Raw genomic sequence first — 15,677 nt, 5'->3', positions numbered from 1 at the left:
TTTCGCCAAAAGTGGTCGTTTGAAAGGTGAGCCACAGTGGGAGTTTTCGCCCCACGGGGACTAGTGTAGCGCGTTTTACGGAAACGTTTCCGTTACCGGCGGGAATCAACCGAGTTTCACCCGAACAGATCCCAAAGGAACACACCCCTTATTCGAGGAAAAAGACCCTTAAACTGCCGCTTCAGCAATGAAATCGAAGATGCCACCCATGACCAGCTGAGTCGCGATAGCGGCCAAGAGAAGGCCCATGATCTTCGTCAGGAGCATGATGCCACCGGTGCCAAGCAAACGCGACAGGATCAGCGAGAAGTACATGGCGAACCACATAATCAGGTGAGCAACAACGACCGCCGACACGACGGCGATCCATCCCGCAAGAGAAGCGTGAGCCTGCGCGACGGACACCATGACGGCAACAATCGCGCCGGGGCCTGCCAGAAGTGGCGTGCCCAGCGGAACCAGGGCGACGTTGACGTTCGGGTCGCCAGTATCGGGCTCATCGCTGTCTTTGCCCATCAGCAGTTCCATTGCGACAAGGAACAGCAAGACACCGCCGGAAAGCTTCAGTGCCTCCATCGAAATTTGTAGGAGACGAAGAACCTGCTGGCCAAGAACGGCGAACGCCAAGATGATGCAGAAGGAAATAATCGTTGCCTGGCTGGCGGCTTTCTTTTGCGCCTGTGGCTTCAGGCGACCGGTTAAACCGAGGAAGATGGGGATCGCGCCGAAGGGATCGAGGATGACGATCAGGGTCGTAAACGTCGTCGCAAAAAGTGTGACATCAAAAAACGACGATGCGTTCACGGGCGAATTACCTCCATTGTTCCTGCGTCTTCAACCTGAGAAATTACTTCAGGATCCGTTAGATTCTCACCCAATTGGTTCGGTTTTCCCAAACCGTGGTAGTCAGATGAGCCGAAGATCGCAAGCCCCAGATCGTCGGCCAACCGTTGGACGGCCTCGCGGTCTTCAGCCTGATGGTCGCGGTGATCGCGTTCGATTCCGAAGAGCCCGGCATCCTTCATGTCGTAGATGACTTCGTCGGAGAACAAACGCTGGCGCGCACGCGCTTTCGGGTGCGCCAGAACAGGCACTCCCCCAGCCTTCAAAACAAGCTCTGTCGCTTCGACAGGATCCGGTGCCCAGTGGTGAACGAAGTAAGGACCGGACGGATGCAGGATCTTTTCAAAAGCCTGCGCCCTGTTTTCAAAAACGCCGACTGCGACCAGAGCGTCGGCGATGTGAGGGCGACCGATTGGCCCACCATCGGGCGCAAATTCGAGGACCGTATCCCACGTAATCGGGTAGTCTTCCGCAAGGTTTTCAACCATCCGCTGGGCGCGAGTTTTGCGAGAATTTCGGGCTTTCTCGAAGCAATCAAGCAGTCCGGTGTTCGTGGGGTCCGGCAGATATGCCAGCAGGTGCACCGTAATTCCCGAGGCCGCGCATGACATTTCAACGCCTCGGATTAACGCGACGTGCGATTCTTTGACGCTCGCCTCACCTTCATCCCACCCGGCAAACGTGTCATGGTCGGTCAATCCGATCATGTCAAGACCAGCATCGCGAGCCTTGAAAAGCAGTTCAGTTGGCGTATCGGTGCCATCTGAATACGCGGTGTGAGTGTGGGAATCAATTCGGAGCATAAAACTGAGAGTATCGACCTTCGCCCGAAAGTGCCATCATGGAGACTATGAACGACACGACGAATACTCAGTCAGCGCAAGAAAACAAGGCGGAAGAAGCGCCCGCATCGATGGCTCAGCGAGGGGAAGGACGAAGCCGTCGCCCCTCGTCGGACGCATTCCGCGCGTTCATGGGCTCCGGTTGGGGGCCTCGTATCCAGACGGAAATGAAGCGCAGTGGAGCAGCCGACTATCTGCCCGAGCGCGCCGAAGCAGCCGGCGAGCCTTTCAAGGGCGAGCGCTTGGTAATCCCCGCGGGCACATACAAGGTACGCAGTAACGACTGCGATTACCGCTTCCGCGCATACTCCGCTTTCGCACACCTTTCGGGCCTCGGTGGCGAGCGCGAACCTGATTCTGTCCTCGTTCTTGAACCGCGCGAAGACGGCCCACACGAGCCGGTTCTGTACTTCCGCCCGCGCGCTTCACGTTCTTCCCAGGAGTTCTACTCCGACGCAACCTACGGCGAGTTCTGGGTGGGCGCCCGCCCCTCTTTGGAAGAGGTTAGCGCCGAGACCGGACTCCGCTGCGAGCACATCGATACGCTCCGCGACGCTCTGTCGAAGGACGCTGGGCTGATCAACTTGCGCATCGTGCGCGGTGTGGACGCGAACGTTGAAGCAATGGTGAACGAGGTTCGTACTCAGGCTGGATTGAAGGCCGGAGACGACGCCCGCGAAGCAGACGAGAAGCTTGAAGAGCGCCTGTCGGAAATCCGCTTGCGCAAGGACCCCTTCGAAATCGCTGAACTTCAGCGCGCGGTCGATGTCACCTATCAGGGCTTCACCGATATCTTGAAGGCTCTCCCCCGCGCCGTCGGTCACCACCGTGGCGAGCGCGTCATCGAGGGTGCTTTTGGCGCGGTTGCTCGCGAAGAGGGCAACGGCCTTGGCTACGACACGATCGCAGCATCGGGCAATCACGCGAACACCCTGCACTGGATCGACAACGATGGTCCGGTGAACGAGGGCGATCTGGTTCTGGTTGACGCTGGTGTTGAGGTCGATTCCCTTTACACCGCCGACATCACCCGCACACTGCCGGTCAACGGAAAGTTCACCGAGGTCCAGGCACGTGTCTACCAGGCTGTTTTGGATGCGTGCGAGGCTGCGCTTGCGCGAGCAAACGAACCTGGCACCCGCTTCAAGGACGTTCATGACGCGGCAATGCAGGTCATTGCCACTCGCCTGCGCGAGTGGGGTCTACTTCCGGTCACCGTTGAAGAATCCCTGTCCGCCGAAGGTCAGCAACATCGTCGTTGGATGCCTCACGGCACCAGCCATCACCTGGGTCTGGACGTTCACGACTGCGCTCAGGCGCGTCGCGAGATGTACCAGGAGGCACTGCTCGAACCGGGCATGGCTTTCACCATTGAACCCGGCCTATACTTCCGTGCCGATGACGAACTGATTCCGGAAGAATTCCGTGGCATCGGCGTGCGCATCGAAGATGATGTGATCGTGAACGAAGACGGTTCGGTCACGCGAATCTCCGAGAATATCCCGCGCACTATTGAAGACGTCGAGGCATGGATCGCGGCGGCGCAGCAAAGCTGAGCATCATCAGTTTCGACTGACCGTTTTCAACTCCCGCTGGTGGGGAGCAGGCAGCGCCTGCTCCCCACCAGCCTTTTCATATCAGCGTCATATCAACTCGTTCTTCCAGCGCGAACGGGGAAAATATTTTAGTGCAACACAATCCTTATGCTAATTTAGGTGCGCCTTACCTATGACATAAAAGGAGAACCTAATGACGCATTCGTCTCGAGGAGTGCAAAAACGACGCATTTCTCTTCGCACGATTGTTACGACGTTGTGTGTTTCCATCCTCTGCAGCGTGGCAGGAATCAGTTCCGCCATTGCTGACACTGGCCAGCACAATTTCGAGTGGATCAAGACCCACGGCAAAAAGACCGTAGTCAAGTTGGACGACGGCAACGTTGATGTCTACGTTGCGACGCTTTCTGTTGACCCGTTGAACAAGGCGAAGGAAGTCATTCTGTACGGGGAGCTACAGATGCCACTGACCGTCCAAGATCTTGGTCTTGAAGATGTTGACAACAAGACGTACCTGCGTTCGGACAGCAACAAGGTCAAGTACAACGAGTACGTGACCATCCCTCTGCTCGTGTCTCCGGAAGACACTAAGCCCGGTAAGTACGACAAAACGATCTTCCAGCTTGATCAGTCAATCCAGGTCAAAGGCGACAAGGTGAAGCTTGTCTTGAAAGATAAGAGCTTCGACATCCCGCTGCCCGCAAAAACCGCTGAAGTCGACACCAGCTACCTTGAAGGAGCAATTGCAGAGCACTGGAACGAATACCAGGCAGCACTGAACGACGGCATCAAGCTCGACCCTACAACGGCTGATGCATATCTGCGCATCAACGACGAAGCACGCGCTTTCGTAGAGAACGCCAAGAAGGCGGAGAACCCGCCGTCGATCGAAGAGATCGAAGCAATGCGTACAAAGCTCAACGAAACGTACGCCGAACTTCTCCCACTCCCCTACGAGCGCGACGGGCTGAAATCCTTAATCACTGAAGCACAGAAAAAGATTGACCAAAACGGAGCCAACGCCACTCGCTACACCAAGGATTCCTTCGACGCACTGAACTCTGCTCTGGCAAAGGCAGAACAGCTTGTCAGCTTGAAAGATCTGACCACCATTAAGGTTCCTGCCGACGGTTCACCGCTTGTCACGCACCGCGCATTCGACGAGAGCGAAAAGGCATTGCGAGCCGCGATCGATGGTCTTCAAACCGAACCGTTCACCCAAGTGAATCTTGATGCTTTGAAGGCTCTCTACGACCAGGCAGTGGCGAAGACTCCGAAGGACGGATACACGTTCAGCAAGGACGGGATCGAGGCCCTTCACGCAGCTATCGAAGCAACCGCAGCTGAAATTTTCACGGCTCCGCAGTACATGGACGAGCAGAAGGTGCAACAGTTGACTGATGCCCTGCAATCCGCACTCAAAGGACTGAATGAGGTCAAACTCGACCCGAAGCGCGCCTTTAAAGTCAAGGTCATGTACGCACACCCCACTGACGGTGGTGTCTCGCCTCTTCTCAAGGAATACTTCACCGATGAAGCACAGAACCCGATCACGGAAATACTTCCCGTGGTTGACGGTCAGTACATGAATATTCCACTGTCCGATCCGCTGGTGAAGGACTTCCCCGGCTACCTGCCAACGAATTTCCTCTACGGCTCTGACGACGGTTCCCTGCAGCTCGCAAAGGTCCTGCGCGATTCTTCTGGGAAGCAACGCGTCGTGTTCACTGCAACTGCAGCAAACCTTCAAACCGGCACAGCCCTTGTTGTCTTCTACGAAAAGGGCGAGAAGCCAGCCACGGGCACCACCGTGACAGAACCATCTGGAGTAGCTAACGCTCAGCAGGCAAACGCTACGTCCGCTCAAGCATCCAAGAGCGGAAAGCTCGCACGTACCGGCGCAGACACGTACACCGCCTTGGTGACAACCCTTGCAACCTTCCTTGCAGGAGCATCACTGATGGGAGTGAACTCATTCGCTTCGCGTAAACAGCGCAACTGAGTCATTACTTGACTGATCGATAGTGCAACTAACCGGATCAGACGCACTGGTGGGGAGCAGGCATTGCCTGCTCCCCACCTTGCTGTTCAGTCGTCTGCCCGATGGCGTCCATACACTGGCTTGGAATCGTCTGCGTCGTTGGAATCAGCCTTTTCATCTGCGGGCTGGCCAGGGTGGGCTCCACCGCGAGTAGGCTCCGATCCTTCGGAAGAAAGAGAGTCTGAGGAAGCAGGATCGGCCTCGTTCCCCGAAGCGGAAGATGCGGAAGACGCAGAGGCATGACTCAAGCGGACACCGAAACGAGGCTTTTCGTCCGGGCGCGACCCGTATTCGGTCGGGCCGGTGGATTCTGGGCGGACTCGACGCAGCTTCGGACGCATCTGATTACCCGGCGTCTTCTGCAACATCTGGAACGCGCGATCGATATCCGCTGACGCAAGTAGCGCGTATCGCGACGCCACAGTCTGTGACTGTGACGTGAAATCCCTACGCCCACTCGTCATCGCATACAGCAGACCCGACATGATGATGCCCGCGAGCGCGCCGCCCAGAATGCCAATGCCAACCCACACGAACGCCGATCCGTTCGGTGCCGCGAAGGACAGCATCAAGCCCATGAAGGCACCCCACAAGGCGCCACTAGAGGCGCCTGACAGGGCCGCGCGTCCCATCGTCATCCGACCGGTCACGCGCTCAACAAGGTGCAAGTCGGTGCCGACGATCGTAATCGACTTGACGTCGAATTCCTGGTCGGACAGGTAGTCGACCGCTCCCTGAGCTTCCGCGTAGGTCTGGTATGAGGCCACCTCGGTCCCTGTCGGCATTACCGGCATGCCAAAGTTCAGGTCATTCGAGCGTTGCGCCATGGGTTTTATTCCTCACAAACTGAACAGTTTTCACTACGTGCTAGCCACTATCATTCCACCCGAGGGCATAGGCTGTCCCTGTGAACAGCGCACCTATGGAACTCAGAACAGCCGGGCGACGCGTATACATTGGCAAGCTCGCAGGTACTTCCGTCTTTGACCCCATCGGGGATCAGGTTGGAAAGATCCACGATGTCGTCGTGATTTTCCGCTATGGATCAGCCGCGAACGTCATCGGATTCGTCGTCGAGGTCGGTCCGCGTAAGCGTGTTTTCCTGCCAATGACACGCGTGACGTCCATTGAGTCCGGGTCGATTATTACGACGGGCCTGCTCAATATGCGTTCATTCACACTGCGTCCCATGGAGACACTGGTGCTTGGTCAGCTGTTCGACCGAGTTGTTGCCTTGAACGATGGTTCGGGCGATGTGAAGATCCTTGACGTTGCGATGGAGCGACGTCGCCCGAAGGATTGGGTGATTTCGAAGCTTCACGTGCAGCGCCAGCGCACGACGGCACTGGGGTTCATTCGTTCCGGCGAGACGCTGAACGTCTCGGTTTCTGAGGTGACCGGCCTGCGTAGTCGCGACGTGGAACAGTCTGCGGCGACTCTTATTCAGCAGACCGAGGATATGCGCGCTGCCGACCTAGCGGACTTCCTGCATGATCTGCCTGCCGAACGCCAGATGGCTGTTGCGAAGGAACTGCCTGACGCGCGTCTAGCCGACGTCCTCGAAGAGCTCGGCGACGACGACCGAGTTGCCATTCTGTCCGGCCTTGAAGCAGCCCGAGCAGCAGACGTTCTGGATGTCATGCAGCCTGACGACGCCGCAGACCTCGTTTCCGAGCTTCCCGAAGCCCAAGCTCAGCACCTGCTGAACCTGATGGAGCCAGAGGAAGCTAAGGACGTTCGCCGACTGCTCACCTACGCCGAGTCGACGGCCGGTTCGCTGATGACGACCGAGCCGATTGTGTTGGGCCCGGATGCAACTGTGGCGCAGATGCTTGCTTCTGTGCGCCGTGAAGATATTCCCACGTCCCTTGCGACCGTCGCGTTCATTACTCGCCCACCGGAAGAGACTCCGACCGGCCCGTACTTGGGTATGGTCCACATTCAGCGTGCCCTGCGCGAGCCTCCGCAGACTCTGCTGGGCACGATCCTCGACTCTGATATTGAGGCTGTTTCCCCGCAGGCTCACGTCGCAACTGTCACGCGACTGTTGGCAACGTACAATCTGACAATCCTTCCGGTCGTGGATGAAGACGCGCACCTTCTGGGCGCGGTCTCCGTTGACGACGTGTTGGACGAACTGCTGCCAGAAGACTGGCGTGATTACGATGACGAGGTCACTGACCGCATGATGGCAAGGAGCATTGATGGCTGAACGTCTAGATACTCCCCGCGAAGCTGGATTCCGTTTCTTCAAGCGTCGCAAGTCATCGGGTGATAGTTTCGGCAAGTTCGCCGAAGCGACCGCCCGTTTCATGGGCTCGCCGAAGTTCATCTTGTATATGACGATCTTCGTGGTCGCGTGGATCACGGCGAATATCGTGCTGTACCAGATGTCGCAGAAGTATGCGTGGGATCCCTATCCGTTTATCCTGCTCAACCTTGCTTTCTCAACCCAGGCGTCGTATTCCGCTCCTCTGATTCTTCTTGCGCAGAACCGTCAGGATGACCGCGACCGTGTCCAGGCCCAGCAGGATCGTCAGCGCGCCGAGCGCAATCTGGCTGACACCGAGTATCTGACCCGCGAAATTGCGAGCCTGCGCCTGTCTGTCCAGGAAGTTGCCACCCGTGACTTCGTGCGTTCCGAGTTGCGTGATCTGGTCGAATCCTTGCGTGAGGAGATTCGCGAAGAATTGCACGCCGAACTGCTTGCCTCCCAGAAATCCGCTTCGGGCGACGATGAGTCCGCCGAAGAATCCGCCTCGTTCGATTCCGCGCAGGTTTGAGGGGACGAGGCCGCCCGCTGAGGTAAGCGTGGCCCTGTACATTGGGAGGAAGTGGCCTTGTACGTTGGGCGGAATTCGAATAACCCACCGCCCACGTTACTCATATCCGCACGCCACGAGCTTCTGACTTTGGGGGGCGGGAAAATGGCGGTTACCCACGCTTTGACACTCACTTTCGTGCACCGGCTGGTTTAGGAAACGACCCCGCGCGCACGCCAACGTAGGATAAGAGCATGTCTGTCTCAATCGATCAGGTGATGGCCGCGCTCGAAACGGTCATCGATCCCGAAATTCACCGTCCCATCGTCGATCTCAACATGACCAGCGCCGAGCAGGTCACCATTGACGGCTCCACCGTCACCGTCGAGGTTCTTCTGACCACCGCCGGTTGCCCGCTACGCACCACGATCAACGCTGACGTCATCAAAGCTGTTGGCGCCATTGAGGGCGTTGAGAACGTCAAGGTTGATATGGGTGTCATGTCCGACGAACAGAAGAAGGCTCTGCGCGAGAAGCTGAACGGTGGTCGCCCCGAGCGCGAAATCCCGTTTGCTCAGCCCAATTCGCTGACCCGTGTTATCGCTGTTACTTCCGGTAAGGGTGGCGTCGGCAAGTCCTCCGTGACCGCGAACCTTGCTGCCGCGATGACGCAGGCAGGCCTGAAGGTCGGCGTCATGGATGCCGATATCTACGGCTTCTCGATTCCGCGTATGTTGGGCGTCGACCATGACCCGCAGGTCATCGACGGCATGATTATTCCGCCCGTCGGCGCTTCCGGTATCAAGGTCATGTCCATCGGCATGTTCGTGCCCGACGGTCAGCCCGTCATCTGGCGCGGTCCCATGTTGCACCGCGCACTCCAACAGTTCTTGGCTGACGTCTTCTGGGGGGATCTCGATGTCTTGCTCATTGACATGCCTCCGGGTACCGGCGACGTTGCCATCTCAATCGCGCAGCTACTGCCGAATTCCGAGGTCCTGGTCGTCACGACCCCGCAGGTTGCTGCCGCCGAGGTCGCAGAACGTGCAGGTTCCATCGCATCGCAGACCCAGCAAAAGGTCATCGGTGTTGTCGAAAACATGTCCTACCTGCCTCAGCCCGACGGCTCTCACTTGGAGCTCTTCGGTGCCGGCGGTGGCGCATCAGTTTCCGCTCGCCTGACGGCTCAGCTCGGTTACGAGGTTCCGCTGTTGGCGCAGGTCCCACTGGACATCGCGTTGCGTGAAGGCGGAGATGCCGGACGCCCCGTTTCCCTTGATGATGGTCCGGCTGCGAGTGAACTCGTCGCGCTGGCAACAGCACTGGGCAAGACGGAACGAGGCCTAGCGGGTCGCCCGCTTGGGGTCTCCCCCATCAAGAACTGAACGATTGCCCTGCGTGGGCAATCACTTCAACATCGTTACTCAACGTCGATTCCTTGGGCATCCAACGCCCGGCGGATCCTTTAATAAGTAACTTTGTCCACACTAGGCGCCCTCACGCGAAGCGTGAGGGCGTTAGGCTATGCCTAGACATCACTTTCAACTGATTCTTTTATATGGAAGGGCCCTTCGATGGCAGATAAGGCTCAATCCTGGGTGTACGCCGAGGATTACATCGCCGAAAACGAGATTCTTCTTGAAGCCCGCGACGCAGCAAACGAACTCGGCGCCAACCCCGTTTCGCCCGGCACCGGCGCGGCCCTGCGTATGCTCGCAGCCCTGACCGGCGCACGCGCGGTTCTTGAGGTCGGAACCGGCGCTGGCGTGTCCAGCCTGTGGCTCCTCGACGGGATGAGCCCCAACGGTGTCCTCACCACCATCGACTCCGAAGTCGAGTTCCACAAGCAGGCCCGAGCCATGTTCAACCGCACCGGAATCGGCTCCGAACGTATCCGTACCATTTCTGGTCGTGCACTCGACGTTCTGCCCCGCATGACCGACGGAGGCTACGACCTAGTTGTTCTGGATGCGGACATCTCCCAAACCCCCGAATACTTGGATCACGCCGTGCGCATCCTGCGCCCCGGTGGCACCGTCGCGCTCGTGCACGCCATGTGGAACGACCAAGTGTGCGATCCGGCTCGTCGCGACGCTGAAACCGTCATGTGTCGCGAACTGATCCGCTTCCTGCGCGAATCCCCAGACTTCGTGCCCTGTCTGTTGCCCGTCGGCGATGGGCTGGCGGTTGCGGTGAAGCGCTGAGCGACAAACAAAACGGGCGTGACTAGCATTTATGCTAGTCACGCCCGCGCTGTATAAGAATCTGCTCAAACCGCCTGAGCGAGCGCTTCCGCGAGAGCCGAAGCTTCGTCCGGGGTCAGTTCGATGACGAGACGGCCACCACCTTCGCTGGGGATTCGCATGATGATTCCGCGTCCCTCTTTGGTGGCTTCCAACGGTCCGTCGCCGGTCCTTGGCTTCATGGCTGCCATGTGCCGCTCCTTGCTCCTACTGTCCGCGAACGCGGTCGCGTTACGGTAACGTCCCTATTTTACCTGTAATCACCACAAGTTCGCGAGGAAAAAGACTCATCATCCTCCGCAGGCAATACGAACTGCTTCGGCAGGATCGTCAACAATCTTCACAAGATCAATATCTTCGGGGGAAATGGTTCCCTCTCCAATCATCTTTTCGCGGATCCAGGCGATCAGCCCTGACCAGTATTCGGTACCGACCAGGACAATCGGGAAGGAACCAACCTTGCGAGTTTGGACTAGGGTCATTGCTTCGAATAATTCGTCCATGGTGCCAAAACCGCCAGGCATGACGATGAAGCCCTGCGAATACTTCACAAACATCGTCTTACGTGCAAAGAAGTAGCGGAAGTTAATACCCACTGTGATCCACGGATTGAGCGCCTGTTCGTGTGGCAGTTCAATGCCAAGACCAATAGACGTTCCACCGGCATCCCACGCGCCTTTATTCGCTGCCTCCATCGCACCCGGACCCCCACCGGTGATGACACCTATTCCGCGCTCGGCAAGCATACGCCCGATTTCGTAGGCGGCCGCCCAGTGGGGGTCGTTCCCCGGAGTGCGAGCCGAACCGAAGACCGAGATCGCGGGCCCAACTTCAGAGAGGGCACCGAAGCCTTCAACGAACTCCGCTTGGATTCGCAATACCCTCCAGGGGTCTGCGTGAAGCCAATCCGAGGTCTCCTGCGCCTGCAAGAGCCTCGCGTCCGATGTTTCTTTCGGGATTGCTTTACCGCGCAGGACAACCGGGCCACGCTGGTATGACTGACGTACAGCTTCGCTCATATTTTCTCCTTGAAATAGTGGCGGTAGGCGACCGCGTCCTTCGATTCTAGTTTCGTTCTTCGCTGATCAACGAGGCCGCCCCCACATAATCAATCAGTATCTTCGCGTAGTGGCGGAGCTGGGAGACCGGAACTGCTTCATCTTGAGTATGAGCTTGAAGCGGATCACCCGGACCGCAATTGATCGCGGGGATCCCACGAGCAGAAAAGCGAGCAACATCGGTCCACCCGACCTTCGCGCTCACGCTGAGGTCTTTGCCTTCTTCTGCCATGACTCGACGTGCTGTTTCGATGAATTCCTGCACCAAAACAGAGTCCGCACCGGGGCGAGCACCTTCTGATTCGTCGTCAATTTCGAAGAGTGCATCGACCCCATCAAAGTAGGACTCGATGTGAGCGATCGCGTCCGCCGGCGACATCGATGGAGCAAAACGATAATTCACGGTCAAACGCACCGAATCGGGAATGACGTTGTTTGCGATACCACCGTCAATTCGGGTGACGGACAGGGATTCTCTAAAGTCCAACCCGTCAACGTTCACCACCGGATTGCCGAACATGGCGATCTTTTCGATGATTGGCGCTACCTTGTGGATGGCATTATCGCCTCGCCACGCCCTAGCCGAGTGCGCAGCAACACCCGGAACCGTCGCAATCACACGAACCGTCCCATTGCATCCGCCCTCAATCTGAGTATTCGTGGGTTCGCCGAGGATCGCGAACTGACCATCAATCCAATCGGGATGATTGCGATAGACGCGCCCCAGCCCATTCAAGGGAGCCGCAACTTCCTCATGATCGTAGAAAACCCACGTCACGTCATGTTTCGGTTCATTCAGCTTCAGCGCAGCATACAGGGCTCCGGCCACACCGCCAAGCATGTCAACAGAACCCCGGCCTCGAACCTTCTCGACCCCCTCTGTTTCTTCGCGAACGTGTGGCACGTTCCCGGAAATCGGCACCGTGTCGATGTGTCCGGCGATGATCACTCGCTGAGAACGCCCCAGGTTCGTCCGCGCCACAATCGCATCTCCATCACGCAGGACTTCCAGATGCGAGGCGCCACGTAGGGCCTCTTCAATCGCATCCGCGATCCTCTTTTCATCGCCGCTGACCGACGGAATATCGATGAGGTCGCAGGTCAGGTCCACCACGTCATCTGTTCGCAAATGCGTCACGATTGTCGCCTCTCAGTGCCCACAACGTGTTCTTCACCACCGACATCGCACATTTCACAACGGCGAAGACGGCACCTGCTTTGAGGATACGTGTTTGTCCCCACTTCAGCCTCACGTACCCGCACATTCGTTGTTTTCTTAGAACTGCTAACGCCGGTCTTCCCCCTTCTTTCCCGACGCGAAGAAACCCCTAGACGTTTCATTGTGTGGCGCCGACCAATTCTTCACAAAATATCCCTGTGACCTGCCCAGATATTAGCCTTAAACCCATGAGCGACATCGAGGTATTTGCACGTAGCGCTTGGGGTCTTGCCGCTTACTCAGTCGGCACAACCGCGCACAGTACGTTCTTCCAGTGCCCCATCGAGGCGCGGGCGCTTGGCGCTCCGGCGTAAAAATCATCCGCATTCACTCGGAACACCTTGCCACTTGAAGGCTCAAACACCGCGTATATTCTCGTATCCGTGCCATCCGCAAGCACAAGCACCACATGCCGTGGGATCCACGCCGACCCAGGCATATCCCAGCCCCCGGTGAAAACCAAGACATCCCGGCCTCGGCAAAGAGCAGAATCGACAGCCACACGAAAGCGCTTCCCGCGCATAACTATACGGTGGCGCTCTCCTGTCGCTTTTGAAGCCAACTTCGCCAGCGCCCACGGCGACGTACCCAGCGCCTGAGGCCACGGCACGCCCACACGCGACGCAACACGATGCAGATGAATTTGCGCGCGCTCACGCTTATCAGGCGGCAAAGACAAGTACACGGGATCCGCGTTCGCACGGGCAGCAAGCACAGCAAGCGTCGCAATCCCACACGTCGTTGGATCAGCCTGCTTGGGGTACGAGGCCGGGATCTTCACACCACCCATCAGCGGACATGGCCCGAATGTTTCACTCACTCGTGTTCTCGCTTCGACTCGCAGGATTTTGTTTCACGATTCTTTCGGGCATTAGCCCGGAAGTATCTGCAAGATATATCACTGGAAATCGGGAAATATTGACTGACACGGCGAGGTAAGTACAATTTTTGTAAGATATTTCCACCGCGATCTTCCCGCAAAGAAAGAGAGAACACCGCGTTGAATACTAAAACAACCAAATGCTTAGCTGCAGCACTATCACTGGGTATCGGTTTCACGGTTGCCGCTCCGAGTGCTTTCGGAGCCATTAAACCAGCATCGGACTCCACCCCAGTTTCTTCGACCGATACGAAGACTTCCTTAACCCGTGAGCAGCTACAAGCCGCTATTGAAAACGCTACAAACGAAGCTGCTCAGGCTAAGAAAAATCTTGATGAAAAGACTGCCTTATTGAATGAGGCAAAGAAAACATATGACAAGGCCGTTTCGGAACTAGAAGCCAAACAGGCCGAAGTTAAAGGTTTGGAAACGCAAACTGCAGCTTTATTGCAGAAAAAAGAAGAAGCTGAAAAAGCCGTTCAAGTTGCAAAAGATAAGTTGGACAAAGCTATCAAGGACTCTGGTGCCGCTGACGAGCTTAAGAAGCTAGAAGAGGCTCAAAAAGTAGCTGCAAAAGAGGCTGAGGAAGCGACTGCAGCCGAGGCTTTGGCACAACAGAAGCTAAAAAAAGCTCAGCAAGAGAAGAATCAAGCCGACGAAAAAGTTGCTGAGCTTGAAAAAGAAGTTGTCTCAGCTACCAAAAAAATTGATGACGCTAAAACCCGGTTGAGCCAGCTTGAACAGGAACAAAAAACGCTCAAGAAAACCATTGAGCAGTTACAGAAAAATCACCCGAATATTGATAGTGACTTGCAAGAAGCAAAAAGTCAACTAGAAGAAGCTGATAAAAACAACAAAGAGAAGCAAGCATTCCTTACTGAAAAGACCAACGAGTATAACAAGCTCGTAGAAGAGGCAGTATCCGCTAGGTCCGCAGTCCAAACCCTGGAGAAGGAGTTGGAAGAAAAACGGGCTGCCCATGAGAAGCTTAAGGAAGAGAACAAACAGAGCCTTCAGGAAATTAACAGGCTTGAAAATACGAAAAATACATTCCAGGCTAATCTAAAGCAGAAACAACAAGAAGTTGCATCTTTTGACGAGGATGTCAAGCGGGCACAATCAGAGTATGAAGAAGCGCTAGCCGAAGACAAGAAGAATTCTACCGCCGAGACACAGAATAAAATTAAGAATGCTGAAGAGAAAAAACAGCGAGCAGAAAAGCAGAAGGAGTCAGCCGAAAAGGAAGCTGATGCCCTAAAAGCTGAGGTTAATGCTTTGGAAGAAAGAATTCCTACCTTAAGGAATGAACTTCTGAAAAAGGAAGTTGAAAGAGGAACTCTAGAAGCTGACATCAAACAACTTGATCAAGACCTTCAGACGAAAACGCACACTGCCGAGAATCTCTTCCAAAAAGCAGACGAAGCCGAAAACGTCCAAAAAGAAGCTAAAAAGCAAGCTGATGCTGCCACAAAAGAGTACGAGAACAAAAAACGTACTGCGGATGAGCTAGAGGCAGTTGCAAACAAGCTAGAAAAAGCCAAGCAAGACGAAAAAGAAGCTACGCAGGAAAAGCAGAAATTCGAAGGGCTACTATCTGAAGCCCAAAATAATCTGAATTTGGCGACGAGCAACAAGGAACAGGCCCAGAAAAACGCTGATTTGAAGGATAAGCAGCTTCAACAAGATCAGGAAGCTGAGGAAAAAGCCAGGGAGAAAAAGCGAGCTGCAACAGATAAGCTTTCCCAAGCGAATTCTGATTTGAAGAATGCCATGGACAAGCATGCGCCTGTTGTCTCCGCCAACGAAGCGCTTCAGAAAGCGAAGCTGAACTTGGCCGAAGCCCAGAAAACTTGGGAAGCTAAGAACGAGGCGTTAAAACAAGCGCAGCAGAACCTATCTGAGCTGAGAAAAGCTGAAGAAACTGCTAAAGCTACTCTTGAATCTGCCACATCAGAATTTAACAAAGCTAAACAATCTAGCGAAGACCTAGAGCGCAAGTTAGCTGAACTACGCGCTCAGCTGCAGGCTATGAAAATGCTTTCTGAGGCTACAGACCCGTCTGGCGTGCAAAATAATTCAAAGAACAAGCGCGATAGTCAACAGCCAAAGGCAAAACAGCTTGCGAATACCGGCGCAGACATCACCCTATTACCCGTGGGAGCAGGTATCGCTTTGCTAGGCATTGGCCTCGTTGGAGCTAGAAAACGCCGAGCTGAATAGGAAAGGGTGGATT

At 55.8% G+C, this 15,677-nt stretch carries 14 protein-coding genes; 7 read left to right on the top strand and 7 right to left on the bottom strand.

All coding sequences use genetic code 11. The features are described 5' to 3' along the window. Nucleotides 1-168 precede the first annotated feature (168 nt). Nucleotides 169-804: a MarC family protein gene (locus HMPREF9241_RS03580; RefSeq protein WP_006680914.1), complete on the bottom strand. Its 636-nt coding sequence runs from the start codon at nucleotides 802-804 to the stop codon at nucleotides 169-171. Further along, entirely contained in the window at nucleotides 801-1,646 is an 846-nt protein-coding gene (locus HMPREF9241_RS03575) for a PHP domain-containing protein (protein WP_006680913.1), read from the bottom strand. Before HMPREF9241_RS03575 ends, HMPREF9241_RS03580 begins: the two co-directional genes overlap by 4 nt. Before the next feature lie 47 nt (nucleotides 1,647-1,693). On the opposite strand from HMPREF9241_RS03575, the gene HMPREF9241_RS03570 reads away from it, so the two are divergent. After that, complete coding sequence (locus tag HMPREF9241_RS03570; RefSeq protein WP_424133816.1) at nucleotides 1,694-3,241, top strand: aminopeptidase P family protein; 1,548 nt, start codon at nucleotides 1,694-1,696, stop codon at nucleotides 3,239-3,241. 193 nt (nucleotides 3,242-3,434) lie between these two features. Continuing rightward, nucleotides 3,435-5,243 carry a hypothetical protein gene (locus tag HMPREF9241_RS03565; RefSeq protein WP_006680911.1) on the top strand — a complete coding sequence of 603 codons (1,809 nt, stop codon included), beginning with the start codon at nucleotides 3,435-3,437 and terminating at the stop codon, nucleotides 5,241-5,243. Nucleotides 5,244-5,329: 86 nt separating this feature from the next. Here HMPREF9241_RS03565 and HMPREF9241_RS03560 read toward each other — a convergent pair whose 3' ends face one another. Next, on the bottom strand, nucleotides 5,330-6,109 hold the full coding sequence (locus tag HMPREF9241_RS03560; protein WP_006680910.1) for a YflT domain-containing protein: 780 nt from the start codon (nucleotides 6,107-6,109) through the stop codon (nucleotides 5,330-5,332). A gap of 95 nt (nucleotides 6,110-6,204) precedes the next feature. Here HMPREF9241_RS03560 and HMPREF9241_RS03555 point away from each other — a divergent pair, with 95 nt between their 5' ends. The 4 genes from HMPREF9241_RS03555 (at nucleotide 6,205) to HMPREF9241_RS03540 (ending at nucleotide 10,248) form a co-directional block, all read left to right on the top strand. Next, nucleotides 6,205-7,494, top strand: a complete 1,290-nt coding sequence (locus HMPREF9241_RS03555; RefSeq protein ID WP_040318376.1) for a magnesium transporter MgtE N-terminal domain-containing protein — start codon at nucleotides 6,205-6,207, stop codon at nucleotides 7,492-7,494. Further along, nucleotides 7,487-8,065 carry a DUF1003 domain-containing protein gene (locus HMPREF9241_RS03550; protein ID WP_006680908.1) on the top strand — a complete coding sequence of 193 codons (579 nt, stop codon included), beginning with the start codon at nucleotides 7,487-7,489 and terminating at the stop codon, nucleotides 8,063-8,065. Before HMPREF9241_RS03555 ends, HMPREF9241_RS03550 begins: the two co-directional genes overlap by 8 nt. A gap of 233 nt (nucleotides 8,066-8,298) precedes the next feature. Next, nucleotides 8,299-9,429, top strand: a complete 1,131-nt coding sequence (locus tag HMPREF9241_RS03545) for an Mrp/NBP35 family ATP-binding protein (RefSeq protein ID WP_006680907.1) — start codon at nucleotides 8,299-8,301, stop codon at nucleotides 9,427-9,429. 189 nt (nucleotides 9,430-9,618) lie between these two features. Then, nucleotides 9,619-10,248, top strand: a complete 630-nt coding sequence (locus tag HMPREF9241_RS03540; RefSeq protein WP_006680906.1) for an O-methyltransferase — start codon at nucleotides 9,619-9,621, stop codon at nucleotides 10,246-10,248. Between the two features lie 65 nt (nucleotides 10,249-10,313). Here the strand turns inward: HMPREF9241_RS03540 and HMPREF9241_RS09030 are convergent, their stop codons facing one another. The 4 genes from HMPREF9241_RS09030 to HMPREF9241_RS03525 all read right to left on the bottom strand — a co-directional run bounded on the left by HMPREF9241_RS09030 (nucleotide 10,314) and on the right by HMPREF9241_RS03525 (nucleotide 13,384). Continuing rightward, a complete protein-coding gene (locus tag HMPREF9241_RS09030) occupies nucleotides 10,314-10,478 on the bottom strand; it encodes a DUF3117 domain-containing protein (protein WP_006680905.1) in 165 nt (54 codons plus the stop codon). Nucleotides 10,479-10,577: 99 nt separating this feature from the next. Further along, entirely contained in the window at nucleotides 10,578-11,306 is a 729-nt protein-coding gene (locus HMPREF9241_RS03535) for an LOG family protein (RefSeq protein WP_006680904.1), read from the bottom strand. Between the two features lie 46 nt (nucleotides 11,307-11,352). Next, nucleotides 11,353-12,483: a succinyl-diaminopimelate desuccinylase gene (gene dapE, locus HMPREF9241_RS03530; protein WP_006680903.1), complete on the bottom strand. Its 1,131-nt coding sequence runs from the start codon at nucleotides 12,481-12,483 to the stop codon at nucleotides 11,353-11,355. A 316-nt stretch (nucleotides 12,484-12,799) separates the two neighbouring features. Further along, complete coding sequence (locus HMPREF9241_RS03525) at nucleotides 12,800-13,384, bottom strand: hypothetical protein (protein ID WP_006680902.1); 585 nt, start codon at nucleotides 13,382-13,384, stop codon at nucleotides 12,800-12,802. 180 nt (nucleotides 13,385-13,564) lie between these two features. Between HMPREF9241_RS03525 and HMPREF9241_RS03520 the strand changes: the two genes are divergently transcribed. Beyond that, nucleotides 13,565-15,664 carry an LPXTG cell wall anchor domain-containing protein gene (locus tag HMPREF9241_RS03520; protein WP_006680901.1) on the top strand — a complete coding sequence of 700 codons (2,100 nt, stop codon included), beginning with the start codon at nucleotides 13,565-13,567 and terminating at the stop codon, nucleotides 15,662-15,664. Nucleotides 15,665-15,677 lie beyond the last annotated feature (13 nt).

The sequence above is a fragment of the Schaalia turicensis ACS-279-V-Col4 genome, assembly GCF_000296505.1.
Lineage (GTDB): Bacteria > Actinomycetota > Actinomycetes > Actinomycetales > Actinomycetaceae > Pauljensenia > Pauljensenia turicensis_A.
Note: the sequence above shows the minus strand (reverse complement) of the source record. Positions and strands in the feature narration are given on the sequence as shown.

Bases quoted from the DNA above. Each gene is read 5' to 3' on its own strand.
- HMPREF9241_RS03575 (WP_006680913.1), bottom strand. From the start codon at position 1,646: ATGCTCCGAATTGATTCCCACACTCACACCGCGTATTCAGATGGCACC.
- HMPREF9241_RS03570 (WP_424133816.1), top strand. From the start codon at position 1,694: ATGAACGACACGACGAATACTCAGTCAGCGCAAGAAAACAAGGCGGAA.
- HMPREF9241_RS03565 (WP_006680911.1), top strand. From the start codon at position 3,435: ATGACGCATTCGTCTCGAGGAGTGCAAAAACGACGCATTTCTCTTCGC.
- HMPREF9241_RS03560 (WP_006680910.1), bottom strand. From the start codon at position 6,109: ATGGCGCAACGCTCGAATGACCTGAACTTTGGCATGCCGGTAATGCCG.
- HMPREF9241_RS03555 (WP_040318376.1), top strand. From the start codon at position 6,205: ATGGAACTCAGAACAGCCGGGCGACGCGTATACATTGGCAAGCTCGCA.
- HMPREF9241_RS03550 (WP_006680908.1), top strand. From the start codon at position 7,487: ATGGCTGAACGTCTAGATACTCCCCGCGAAGCTGGATTCCGTTTCTTC.
- HMPREF9241_RS03545 (WP_006680907.1), top strand. From the start codon at position 8,299: ATGTCTGTCTCAATCGATCAGGTGATGGCCGCGCTCGAAACGGTCATC.
- HMPREF9241_RS03540 (WP_006680906.1), top strand. From the start codon at position 9,619: ATGGCAGATAAGGCTCAATCCTGGGTGTACGCCGAGGATTACATCGCC.
- HMPREF9241_RS09030 (WP_006680905.1), bottom strand. From the start codon at position 10,478: ATGGCAGCCATGAAGCCAAGGACCGGCGACGGACCGTTGGAAGCCACC.
- HMPREF9241_RS03535 (WP_006680904.1), bottom strand. From the start codon at position 11,306: ATGAGCGAAGCTGTACGTCAGTCATACCAGCGTGGCCCGGTTGTCCTG.